The 11,691-nt window shown below is 51.4% G+C and carries 10 protein-coding genes; 1 reads left to right on the top strand and 9 read right to left on the bottom strand.

The features are described 5' to 3' along the window. From ACLQ7H_RS19545 to ACLQ7H_RS19560, 4 genes are all read right to left on the bottom strand, one after another. Positions 1-802 (bottom strand): pyridoxal phosphate-dependent aminotransferase (locus ACLQ7H_RS19545; RefSeq protein WP_411754099.1); only part of this gene is annotated, 802 nt, incomplete at its 3' end. 253 nt (positions 803-1,055) lie between these two features. Continuing rightward, a complete protein-coding gene (locus ACLQ7H_RS19550) occupies positions 1,056-1,721 on the bottom strand; it encodes an HAD family hydrolase (protein WP_411754100.1) in 666 nt (221 codons plus the stop codon). 73 nt (positions 1,722-1,794) lie between these two features. Further along, the gene (locus tag ACLQ7H_RS19555; RefSeq protein ID WP_411754101.1) at positions 1,795-2,571 is read right to left on the bottom strand and encodes an outer membrane protein; all 777 of its coding nucleotides are present in this window, start codon (positions 2,569-2,571) and stop codon (positions 1,795-1,797) included. Between the two features lie 7 nt (positions 2,572-2,578). Beyond that, positions 2,579-3,574: an aldo/keto reductase gene (locus ACLQ7H_RS19560; RefSeq protein WP_411754102.1), complete on the bottom strand. Its 996-nt coding sequence runs from the start codon at positions 3,572-3,574 to the stop codon at positions 2,579-2,581. Between the two features lie 201 nt (positions 3,575-3,775). Between ACLQ7H_RS19560 and ACLQ7H_RS19565 the strand changes: the two genes are divergently transcribed. Next, positions 3,776-4,612: a helix-turn-helix transcriptional regulator gene (locus ACLQ7H_RS19565; RefSeq protein ID WP_411754103.1), complete on the top strand. Its 837-nt coding sequence runs from the start codon at positions 3,776-3,778 to the stop codon at positions 4,610-4,612. Between the two features lie 183 nt (positions 4,613-4,795). Here ACLQ7H_RS19565 and ACLQ7H_RS19570 read toward each other — a convergent pair whose 3' ends face one another. The 5 genes from ACLQ7H_RS19570 to ACLQ7H_RS19590 all read right to left on the bottom strand — a co-directional run bounded on the left by ACLQ7H_RS19570 (position 4,796) and on the right by ACLQ7H_RS19590 (position 11,187). After that, complete coding sequence (locus ACLQ7H_RS19570; RefSeq protein ID WP_411754104.1) at positions 4,796-6,862, bottom strand: alpha-amylase; 2,067 nt, start codon at positions 6,860-6,862, stop codon at positions 4,796-4,798. 176 nt (positions 6,863-7,038) lie between these two features. After that, complete coding sequence (gene ghrB / locus ACLQ7H_RS19575) at positions 7,039-8,013, bottom strand: glyoxylate/hydroxypyruvate reductase GhrB (RefSeq protein WP_411754105.1); 975 nt, start codon at positions 8,011-8,013, stop codon at positions 7,039-7,041. 81 nt (positions 8,014-8,094) lie between these two features. Next, positions 8,095-9,363, bottom strand: coding sequence for an MFS transporter (locus ACLQ7H_RS19580; protein ID WP_248945196.1), 1,269 nt, complete (start codon positions 9,361-9,363; stop codon positions 8,095-8,097). Positions 9,364-9,484: 121 nt separating this feature from the next. Then, entirely contained in the window at positions 9,485-10,429 is a 945-nt protein-coding gene (locus tag ACLQ7H_RS19585; RefSeq protein WP_411754107.1) for a sugar kinase, read from the bottom strand. Further along, positions 10,429-11,187: a sugar phosphate isomerase/epimerase family protein gene (locus ACLQ7H_RS19590; protein WP_411754106.1), complete on the bottom strand. Its 759-nt coding sequence runs from the start codon at positions 11,185-11,187 to the stop codon at positions 10,429-10,431. The genes ACLQ7H_RS19585 and ACLQ7H_RS19590 overlap by 1 nt, the downstream gene beginning before the upstream one ends. Positions 11,188-11,691: the final 504 nt, after the last annotated feature.

Here is an 11,691-nt window from a genome sequence, read left to right on the forward strand (position 1 = left end):
TGATGACCTTCTCGTCGGCGATCACGATGCCACAGCGTGAGCCAGGCAGGCCCAGTTTGGACAGGCTCATGCACAGGATGATATTCGGGTTCCACAGCGGCGTGGCTTCGCTGAAGATAATGCCGGGGAACGGCACGCCGTAAGCGTTATCGATCACCAGCGGGATATCACGCTGCTGTGCCAACAGATCGAGCTTCATCAACTCTTCGTCGGTGATCACGTTGCCGGTCGGGTTGGTGGGGCGCGATACGCAGATCATGCCGATGTCGTCACCGATGTTCAGATGCTCAAAATCGACATGATACTTGAACTGCCCGTCTGGCAGCAGTTCGATATTGGGCTTGGCGGAGACAAACAGCCCCTCATCCAGCCCGGAATCGGCATAGCCAATATATTCTGGCGCCAGCGGGAACAGCACGCGGCGGCGGCTGCCATCGGCATAGCGGCCAGCGAACAGGTTAAACAAGTAGAAAAACGCGCTCTGGCTGCCATTTGTCAGTGCAATATTCTGTGGTTCGATCTGCCAGCCAAGCTCTTCTTGCAGCAGGGTGGCCAACGCTTTCAGCAGGGCATCTTTACCTTGCGGGCCGTCGTAGTTGCATAGTGCTTCGGTCAGCTTGCCCTGATCGAGCATCTCCTGGCACAGCTGTTTGAAGTAGCTGGCCATCTCTGGGATTTGCGCCGGGTTACCGCCGCCGAGCATGATGGCACCTGGTGTGCGCAGGCCTTCGTTCAGATCGTCCATCAAGCGGGTGATGCCCGCGTAACGGGTAAATTTGTCGCCGAAAAGTGAAAAATTCATAGCTGCTGCAATATGGTTGTAAGCGGGTAGATGCCCACCATACCGCCAGATAAAAGCGGGTGCAATGCGGCCGATCTCTCACCCGCTGGGCAGAGATATTGCCAGGCGTGTTTTAGTTAGCATAAAATGCTGGACACCTTTGCGTCGACATTATGGCGAGATAAAAAAACCAGATCTATGATCCGGGGGACAGGATCTCGTTGGGTATCCAGGTTTTTATATTTATAATCAACAGGTAGCCCAGCATTGGCAACTAAATTGACAGTATCTCCCATCCTTTATTGCTGGCATAGCAGGCAAGTGCTGTCTCACTACCAACACAAACAGGATGCCCAACACACTCCAGCATAGGAATATCAGAAGTGTCATCCCCATATGAGTAACATTCACCTAAATTCAAGCCGTTATCATTGGCGTATGTGGTCATTGCCTGTTTTTTTCCTTCTCCTATAGTTTGTGGAACGCCAATATTTCCAGTTAAAATGCCGTATTTATCAGAAATCAATTTCGTACATAAAATATCATCAGCACCAACAATTTTTGCTATCGGTGACAACAGGGGGAGCATCGATCCGGAAACAAAAACTATTTTCAATCCCTTCCTCTTGCTTGCATATAATGCATCCCAAACCGGCTCGATAAAAACGTTCTTGTTTTCAATGGCCTGATTGCACCATGATAAGCCCTCGTTGATTATTTCTCGCTCAGAGAAGCCTCTAAATAAGCGATAGTATTTTTTGTTTTTCTCCTCCCTGCTCATATCATTTTTTTTAGATTTTTCAAACTCATCATGGAACTCAGAACGCAGCGCTGTTAAATTGTTGCGTTCAGTCCAATAAAAAAAGAAATCGATCATGGAGTTCATTCTTAATATTGTGCCATCAACATCGAAGAATGCGGCATTTGTTTTTTCTTTCATAGCACCTCCCTCGGTTAAAGTGTGTTCTTAAGATAATCATTGATTACGCTGGTAGCCATTTTTATTTCTGCTCTTAAAATAAATATCGAATGGAAAGATCTATGTCATGATACCGAACATGGGTATTTGTATTGGCCGTCAATCCGGCATTCATTCCAAATGCTGCTGTGCTCCAACTTGAATTGGCGGGTAATTTACCAGCATCTAAAAAGCGATAGCCTAAATCAATGATAAAGTTATTATTGATTTTACGACTTATCCCTGCACCAGCACCCCAGGCAAAGTTAACAATAGAACTGTCCGATGAGTTTATCTCTCCTCTATTACTGAAAATTCGATAGGGAATATTATTGTTAATTTCATTAAAAGCCGCTCCTGCTGATAATGCGAGATAGAGTTGATAATCTGATATTTGATAAAAGTCCCACAGCATATTTAACATTGCCGTCTGAGTTTTGACTTTAGTTTGGTATTTCAGTTCATTATCACCATAATTTGGGACTAATAAATTAAAGTCTACTCCATGATGCTCACTTGACTGGGTCGCACGTGCGCGATTCATATATTCCAACTCCAACCTGATGGGAATATTACTATTGGTGTTGAAATCATAACCAATTGCCAAGCCGCCATTAAAAACGGATGTGTCCCCTCCGCCTAAATTCAGCGACGCCGTTGAGGAAACACCACTATCCAGATTCGTATCCGTTACTGACAGTTTTCTATCTTGCTGTTGTTGAATGCTGACGCCCATTTTACCTGAGATATAGTAGCCTGATTTATCGTCAGCACTGGCTTGTTGCAGGCAAGGCAGTATTAATAGAATAGACAGAGTTTTAATCTTTTTCATAGTAAACCTAATCATTTAGAATGTTATTACTTAGCATGCTAGGATAACGTGCTCCATAGACCTGTATGCTATCAAGACTTTCCATATCTTCTGGCGATAAGGTTAATTCGCTAGCTGCTATATTTTCACGGAGATAGTTTATATTTTTAGTTCCAGGGATAGGGAAGATGAAGTTGGATTTAGCAAGGATCCATGCTATAGCAACCTGTGCTAATGTCGCTTGGTGCTTATCTGCTATTTTTTGAATTACGTGGACAATTTCAATGTTTTTCTCTCCATTGATGCTATCAAACCGTGGGAAATGAAGGCGGATATCACTTTTATCAATATTGGCGATGTCATTGAATTTTCCTGATAGGAAGCCTCGGCCTAAAGGAGCATAAGCGATTAAGTTAACTCCCAGCTCGTGGCAGGTGGGTAACACGCTTTTTTCGATGCCTCTTGACCAGATAGAATACTCCATTTGTAACGCTGTAATGGGGTGAATACTGTGTGCGCGCCGTAATATTCCCGCATCAACCTCACACAAGCCAATGTTTTTTATTTTTCCACTTTTCACGAGGCTAGCCATAACATCGACAGTCTTCTCTATTGGGGTTTTAGGATCCATGCGATGTAAGTAATATAAATCGATTTGCTCTACCCCTAGCCGAGTTAAACTGTCATTGACATGCTTTATAATATACTCAGCTGAATTATTTATGCCAAAACTATTTCTATCTTTCATCTGCAATAATGAAATGTCTTTATCGAACTCTATACCGGTCTTGCTGGCAATAAATACGCGTTCTCTCTTGTTTTTTAATACTTTAGCCAGTAGTTTTTCATTTTCTCCAAACCCATAAAAGTCAGAGGTGTCCCAATGGTTACACCCCAACTCCAGTGATTGTTCAAGCAGCTGTAAGTTATCATGCTCATTTGATCTTCCGTATGCGTGACTCATCCCCATACAACCCAACCCTATGAGACCAATGGGAATACCTCCTATCGTTTTACTTTTCATAATTCAATTCCATCGTTAATCAGTAATTGGTTTGTAGAGGCATCATACGTACCGGGGGAGTTGTTGCTAGGGATGTAATTATCATAGTATAATTAATAATAGGTTATAATTATGTTGGGTTAACCCATTATTTCAGGTATTGTTATTTAATAAAACTATGTTTTTCAATTGGTTGTATTGAGGCAAGGAGGGGGGGGAGTTATGGAGGATATTTCTAATCGGCATGTAGAACTAGGCCATTTCTTAAGAAAGAAAAGAGAAAAACTATCCCCAGAAACGGTTGGAATAAAAGCCTATAACCGCAGAAGAACGCCAGGTTTAAGGCGAGAGGAAGTTGCTCTGTTAGCAAGTATCGGGCTTTCATGGTACACATGGTTGGAACAAGGAAAACCTATTTCCATATCAAGCCAGTCACTGAAAAATATTGCGAGGGCATTAAGGCTTAATCAACAAGAGGTCAGATATGTATTCTCTCTTGCCAATTTGGCTATTCCTAAAGAAAATCCACAGTCAGATTATATTATTGAGTCGGTGGGTAATGTTATAAATAATCTTTCATTCTCACCTGCTTTTGTGTTGGATCAGTATTTTAATATTGTTCTTTGGAATAAAGCACTTACCTTTATATTTCCGGATATTGAACTCATCCCTCCAGAAAGATGTAATTTATTAACTATTTGCTTCACCAGTGATGTTTTCAGGAAAATGAGTGTCAACTGGGGCGATGTGTGTCGTGAGATATTGGCTAAGTTCAGGGTTTCTCATGGGAATTATATTGGCGATCCGAATTTCAATCGGATAATAAAATCCCTAAGGAAAAAGGGCAGTTTTTTTGAAAAGCTGTGGAATGAACACTATATCGCCCCAGAGGAGAATATGACTAAAGTCTTTATCCATTCCGAACTGGGTGCTCTGACTTTCGAACACACGGTATTTACTTTAGCCGGAAATGAGAATACTCACCTTAAATTGTATATTGAAACACCCATTCCAGGGAGTGACTCTGAGGAGAAAATAAAAAAACTCTTAATGGCGTGATATGAATACCGGATTAATCATAGTGTCGTGCGTTTTCACATTTGCTGGTGGCATGTCATATGCTCACCATGCGCATTGGCTCTACTCTGAATGCGATCACGCGATGTGAAAGCTCTGCCTGGTTGTGGAGTGTGGGCGGACACAGATGAATGAGTATCCTCTCTATTCCCGCCCTTCCCCAGATTATTGGGACCGATCGCCAGCCCACGCCACCATCACCTTGTCACCCTCATGCTGGCGGCTAAAGGCATAGTAATGTGGCGTTTGCTGTGAGTGCTGTGTACCGGCACCGATGGCCGGGTGGCGTTCCCGGAACTGGCCTAGCCGCTGCCAATGTGCCAGCAACGGCGCTTTGGCCCCTTGCAGTTCACCCCATTTCATATCCGAGCGCGTACCTTGTAAAGGATCGGAACCGGTAGGGCCAAACGGACGGCCGCTCTCATCACCGTAATAAATCTGTACCGCGCCCGGAGCCAACAGCAGCAGGTCGGCTGCTCGCTGTTGCAAAGGCAAAGAGCCTTTGGCATCGCTGGCGAAGAACAGGCGAGTATCGTGCGAGGAAATATAGCTCAGCACGTTGAAGCCCTGTAGCCTGTCCGCCATCTGCTGGTAGGTGGCATCGATATTGGAGAAACAGCCCAGCGCCTGCGCGGCCTGATCCTGAAAATCAAAGTTGATCATCGCATCGAAGCCGTGCTGGTAATAATCGCTTTTCATCACCCCGTGGCCCCAGGCTTCACCGGTCATCCAGAACGGCGCATTATCTAACGCCTGCTTTGGATTGGCCGCTTTCCACTCTGCCAGTGCCTCGGTGGCACGCTGTTTTAGCTGGTCAAGCGTGGGCTTATCGACGTGCTTGGCGGTATCAACGCGAAAACCGTCAATCCCATAGTCGCGCACCCATTGGCTGAGCCAGACCGTCAGATAATCGCGGGTGGTGGCTCCTGGGATTTCGCGCGCGGCGGTATCGGGTTTATGGCGGAAGAATAGCGGCAGGCCGCTGGCTCCCGACGCTTCAGTTTTGATGTCCGGAAGGAAAGCCAGTGACAGGGTCAGATCGTCAAAGCCCGGTGAGTCATAATCGCCGATATCGGTGCGGATCCAGTTTTTCCCCCACCATTGGCTCCAGCCAGCTTTATCGCTGAAGTTGATGTAGTCGTTAAAGCTGTGCCAACTCTGGCCAGGTCCCGGCTGCCAATCACCCCAGTTTTTGCCGAGGGTTTTTGCGGCTTCATCACCCTTAAGGTACAGCGAGCCGAACTGAAACTGCTGCATATCGGTCAGCGTGGCATAGCCAACGTGATTGACCACCACGTCAAACAGGATGCGGATCCCGCGTTTATGCGCTTGCTCCACCAGATTACGCAGATCCTGCTCGTTGCCCATATTGGCATCGAGCCTGGTCCAGTCCTGATGGTAGTAACCATGATAGGCATAATGCGGGAAATCCCCTTTGGTGCCGCCGCCGACCCAACCGTGGATCTGCTCCAGCGGGGAACTGATCCACAGGGCGTTAACCCCCAACTGTTGCAGATAATCCAGCTTTTGCGTCAACCCGGCTAGGTCGCCACCGTGGAAGGTGCCGATCTCCTGCATGCCATCACCGTGGCGACCATAGCTGTGATCGTTGGCCGGATTACCGTTTTCAAAGCGATCGGTCAGCACAAAATAGACCGTGGCGTTGTGCCAATTGAAAGCCGCCTGTGGCGGTGTATTGGCTGACTCCAGCAATAGCAGCCCCCCGCTGTTGGCCGCCGGTTGCAGGGTGACCTGGCCATGAACCACCGTGGCGGTCTGGCCGGAGTAAAAATCGCGCACCATTTCGCCTTCGGCAAAGGTGTCCTTCACCGCGATCATGATCGGCTGGCCATCCCAGCGTTGGCAGGTGCGGGCCACGTTGGCGACGGTTTTTTCCGGTTCGGTCTTCAGGCTGAGCTGTAAGGTGGGCGTACCGCTGCGGGTGTCGATCCGCACCTGATAATCACCATCGCGAAATAGCCGCCAGTTGACCGGCGCGCTATCGCTACAGGGTTGCAGCGACAACGTCTGATTTAGCTTAACCGCGTCGCTGGGCTGCCAGCACTGTTGGTTCTGATAGAGTCGCAGCGGCAGTTGGCCTTTGGCCAAGGTTGCCTGGCTGGTAAATAAACCGCTGGCAGATTCGCTGAAAGCCGGAAAGCTTTGCAGCGTCCAGTTGGCCAACGCTGCGGGTGAAAGCAGCATCAGCAGGGGAAGGGTCAGGTGTTTCATGGCTCTCCTTACTCGTGGCAGGAAGCGTTTTTATCGTAGGGTAGCCCAGTGTGCTTTATGCAGAAAAAATCGCCTCATCCCAGGGTAAGAATTTGGGGGCGGAGGGGGAAGGGGGAGACTGCTGATAACTCCACAGGTTCAAAACGTAGCGAGCTGGAGCAGTCTCATCGTTAAACTTATTTCTTTAGCAGCTGCGGGTTAACGCAGTTTTCTGTGACCGTACCGGTCAAGGCCGCAATCAGGTTATCCACGGCGCACTCGGCCATGCCGTAGCGAGTCTCATGGGTGGCGGAACCGATATGCGGCAAAGCGACCACGTTGGCCATTTTCAGCAGCGGTGAATCGACAGGGACCGGCTCTTGCTCGAACACATCCAGCCCGGCGGCGTGAAGGGTGCCGTCTCGTAAGGCTTCGATCAGCGCTTGCTCATCCACCACCGGGCCACGCCCCGCGTTGATCAGGATCCCGCTCAGCTTCATCTTCGCCAGCTGTTCGCGGCCAATCAGATGGAAGGTTTGCTCGGTGAGCGGCAGCGTAATGCACAGGAAGTCCGACTCGGCCAGCAGCGTATCAAGATCGCAGCGGCGGGCATTGAAGCGTTGCTCTGCTTCTTCATGTGTACGGCGCGCGTTGTACAGCACCGGCATGCCAAAGCCAAAGTGCGCACGCTGCGCCAGCGCCAGGCCGATGCGGCCCATGCCGAGGATGCCGATAGTTTTATGATGCACGTCGACACCGTACCAGTCAGGCCCGATGCTGCCCTGCCATTCCCCAGCTTTGACCCGCTCGGCCACCTCGACCACCCGGCGTGCGGTGGCCAACACCAGGCTCATGATGGTATCGGCTACGGTTTCGGTCAGGACGGTTGGGGTATGCATCAACAGCACCCGGTGGGCGTTGAGTGCTGCAACGTCAAAGTTGTCGTAACCGACGGAGACGGTGGACGCCGCACGCAGTTTGGGGGCGCGTTGCAAAAAGGCTTCATCAATCTTACCGCCGGAACCGAGGATACCTTCGGCCTGTTGCAGCGCCTGATCAAAGGCGGCGTTGTCCAGTTGCAGACCGTCAAAGGCATGAACGGTAAAGTGCTGGTCCAGCTTGGCACGCAGATCGGCAGGAATACTTTTGTACAACACGATTGCAGGCTTCATCAAATAACTCCATCTGGCGAACGAGATGTTCAACATAACATATTGCAGGAGAGTGAAGGGCAGAGCCCCTCACTCGCAAGATTAGGCCACCTGAGGCTGAGCTTCGTTACGTGCCGGCTTGACGATCAGCGTCAGCCCCACCGAGGCCAGCAACGCGATAGCCATAAACATGTAGGAGGCTGCCGGGCTGCCGGTCGCCCCATTCAGGTAGCCGACAAACCACGAGCCGAAGAAGGAACCCAGCGCGCCCATGCTGTTAATCAGCGCCATGGCACCCCCGGCAACGTTTCTTGGCAGCATCTCCGGAATGATGGCGAAAAACGGGCCGTAAGGCGCATACATGGCCGCCCCGGCGACCACCAACAGACCATAGGAGATCCAGAAGTGGTTCGGGCCAATGGCGTAGGAGGCGAAGAAGGCCAGTGCGCCGATCAGCAATAGCGGCCAGACAAACAGCTTACGGTTCTGCATTTTGTCCGACGCCCAGGAAACCACGATCATCGCAATGGTGGCGGCCAGATAAGGTACCGATGACAACCAGCCAGCTTCAACCATCCCCATCTGCATACCGCTGCGCAGGATCGAAGGCAGCCACAGCACAAAGCCATACACGCCGATGCTCCAGGCAAAATATTGCATGCACAGCAGGATCACGTTGCGCGAGCGGAAGGCTTCGCCGTAGTTACGTACTGCCTTGATGCCTTTTTGCTCCTCAGCCAGTTGCTGTTGCAACGCCAGCTTTTCCTGATCGCTCAGCCAGCCGACCTGTGACGGCTTGTCTTTGACCAGTACCCACCAGCAAAATGCCCAGATCACCGCAGGAACCCCTTCGATGATAAACATTTCACGCCAGCCAAAGGCGTGGATCAGGTAGCCGGAAACCACCGACATCCACAGCACCGTGACCGGGTTGCCAAGGATCAAGAAGGTGTTGGCACGGGAGCGTTCAGACTTGGTAAACCAGTTGCTGATATAAATCAGCATCGCGGGCATCACCGCCGCCTCCACCACACCGAGGATAAAGCGGATCGCCGCCAGCATCGGGATATTGCTGACCATGCCTGTCAGCGAGGCGCAGCCGCCCCACAGGATCAAACACCAGAAAATCAGCTTCTTGACGCTGCGGCGTTCGGCGTAGATGGCGCCGGGGATCTGGAAGAAGAAATAGCCGAGGAAAAACAGGGCACCCAGCAGGGATGACATCCCTTTGGTGATGCCAAGATCGTCATTAATCCCAGCGGCAGAGGCAAAGCTAAAGTTGGCGCGATCCAGATAGGCCAGGCTGTAGGTGATAAACACGATGGGCATGATGTACCACCAGCGTTTGGCCGCAATAGTTGCTTTACTCATGTTCGTAACCCTTCAGTGGAGTCTTTTCGCCAGTGGTGGCTTGCAGCCATCCGCTGGGGCTTGTGCTCTCTCGGCGTGCCTCGGTTGTAGGGACAGAGGTTGGCGCTCATTGGAGCAAATATTATTCCGCCAGTGCGGCGCGGGTTGGCAGCCCTTCGCTGTCGCCAATGGCCTGGATGGCCAGCGAACCGATCTTGTTGCCGCGTTGCACCGCCTGTAGCAGCGTTTTGCCTTCCAACAGGGCGCTCAGCGTCCCTACCGCGAAGCCATCTCCGGCGCCGACGGTATCTACCACGTTGGTGACTTTGACCGCAGGTACCGCAGCCTGGTCGCCGGCGGCAGTTTTAAACCAGGCACCCTCTGGCCCGGTTTTAATGATGACGGCCTGTACGCCGCGCTCCAGATAGAAATCGGCGATGCCTTCTGCAGTGGATTGCCCGGTCAGGATCTGACCCTCTTTCAGTCCTGGCAGCACCCAGTCGGCAGCGCAGGCCAGCTTGTTGAGCTGTTCGATCATCAGCTCCCGGCTAGACCACAGCACCGGGCGCAGGTTGGGGTCGAAGGAAATGGTTTTGCCCAGAGCGCGCATCTCAGCAGCGGCGAAATGGCACAGCTCCAGCGACTCGGCAGAAAGGGCGGCGGCTACCCCGCTCAGGTGCAGGTGGCGCGCCCCGGCGAAATAGTTGCGATCAAAGTCGGTGGTAGACAGATGGCTGGCGGCGGAGCCTTTGCGGAAATACTCCACGCTGGGATCGGTTCCATCGGTGTTTTTAGATTTCAGCTGAAAACCGGTTGGGTAGCGGCCATCAACGGTGACCCGCTGGGCATTAACCCCTTCCTTCGCCAACTGTTGCAGGGTAAAGCGGCCAAACGAGTCGTTACCTATCCGGCTGACCCAGCCGACGTTCAGACCCAGGCGGGCCAGCCCGATCGCCACGTTCAGCTCGGCACCGGCGATGCGTTTGGTAAAGCTTTCTACCTCGGCCAGATCGCCGGTTTGCGCCGCGACAAACATCGCCATGGCTTCACCCAGCGTTACGACGTCTAAAGGATTTTGCGTGCTCATCATGCCTGCTCCCCACGTAACACATCCACGTAGTGACGGGTTACCGCCTCCAAATCGCTGCCCTGTAACGGGAACTCGATACCGCGCGGCACATCCTGCGGCAAGCGGGCCAGCACTTCGCGCCAGCTGCCGTCGGTATCATCCAGGGCAATGGCACGCCAGCCGCGTGGGCCAAGGGTGGCGGCTTTTACATGAATATAGCCGACGTGTGAGGCCAGCAGATGGGCGGCGGCCAGGGCGTCTTGCCCCACCCAATGCCAGTTGGCCATGTCGAACGTCATGCCGACCGGCAACTGGTTCTCTTCTACCGCATGGAAAAAGGCGTTCATCAACGACAGGATGCCGCAGTCTGGCGTTTGATCGTTCTCGACCACCAGTTGGGTTGCGGATTGCCCCAGCGCGATTTTTAACTCGGTAAAATCAAAGCCCGGTTGGTAGTGGCCCAAAGCCAGCTTGAGACGGCTGGCTTGCAGGATGTTCGCTTCCGCCAAAAAGGCCGGCAGATTCGGGTTCAGGGTATGCTGTGGCGTAAACAGTGACTCAGGAGCGGAATACACGGCGGCCAGTTGGTATTGCTGTAGGGCTTTTGCCAGGGTGGGTAAAGCGTCCAGTTCCTGCGGGGAAAGCAGTTCACGGCGGATTTCCACGCCGTCGGCACCTGCTTTGGCGATCAGGGGTAACAACGCCGCCTGACCACCGAGCTGCTGCACCCTGTCGTTGCCGTAGGCGCTGGTTACTACAATAATCTGTTGCTTCATCTTTTGGCTCCTGAGGTGACATTCACCACCGCGACTGTTGCAATAACGGTAAATGGAACCGGTTCCATTGAAAAGTAGCAGAGTGCAGAACTATGATCGTAATCACGGAGTTGGTTAAAAAATGGCCCCTCACCCCAACCCTCTCCCAATGGGAGAGGGAGCTGATGGCCCCTGCTCTGATGGAAGAGCGAAGATCATCTCAGCAAAGCTTGAGCTTCTATTTATCCAAGGAGAGTCAACAAATGCACATGATGAGTCACCGTACTTTCAGGCCAACGCGATCGGTCCCTTGTGGGAGTTGTCCAGAGTGCGTAGTTAGCCCGTGCAGCTTTGGAAAGTAGGGAGGAAAAACAACAAAGGCAAGGTATTACGTAAAGCAATCAACGAACTCGATCGGTTCCCTTTCCCTGTGGGAGCTGTCCAGAGTGCTTAGTTAGCCCGTTCAGCTTTGGAAAGTAGGGATGAAAAACATCAAAGTCAAGGTATTACGTAAAGCAATCAACG

Source organism: Serratia sp. (in: enterobacteria), from assembly GCF_046715635.1.
In the GTDB taxonomy this organism is placed as follows: Bacteria; Pseudomonadota; Gammaproteobacteria; order Enterobacterales; family Enterobacteriaceae; genus Chania.

Excerpts from the sequence above, each read along its gene's own strand:
- ACLQ7H_RS19550 (WP_411754100.1), bottom strand. The coding sequence starts at position 1,721 with ATGAAAGAAAAAACAAATGCCGCATTCTTCGATGTTGATGGCACAATA.
- ACLQ7H_RS19555 (WP_411754101.1), bottom strand. The coding sequence starts at position 2,571 with ATGAAAAAGATTAAAACTCTGTCTATTCTATTAATACTGCCTTGCCTG.
- ACLQ7H_RS19560 (WP_411754102.1), bottom strand. The coding sequence starts at position 3,574 with ATGAAAAGTAAAACGATAGGAGGTATTCCCATTGGTCTCATAGGGTTG.
- ACLQ7H_RS19565 (WP_411754103.1), top strand. The coding sequence starts at position 3,776 with ATGGAGGATATTTCTAATCGGCATGTAGAACTAGGCCATTTCTTAAGA.
- ACLQ7H_RS19570 (WP_411754104.1), bottom strand. The coding sequence starts at position 6,862 with ATGAAACACCTGACCCTTCCCCTGCTGATGCTGCTTTCACCCGCAGCG.
- ghrB (WP_411754105.1), bottom strand. The coding sequence starts at position 8,013 with ATGAAGCCTGCAATCGTGTTGTACAAAAGTATTCCTGCCGATCTGCGT.
- ACLQ7H_RS19580 (WP_248945196.1), bottom strand. The coding sequence starts at position 9,363 with ATGAGTAAAGCAACTATTGCGGCCAAACGCTGGTGGTACATCATGCCC.
- ACLQ7H_RS19585 (WP_411754107.1), bottom strand. The coding sequence starts at position 10,429 with ATGAGCACGCAAAATCCTTTAGACGTCGTAACGCTGGGTGAAGCCATG.
- ACLQ7H_RS19590 (WP_411754106.1), bottom strand. The coding sequence starts at position 11,187 with ATGAAGCAACAGATTATTGTAGTAACCAGCGCCTACGGCAACGACAGG.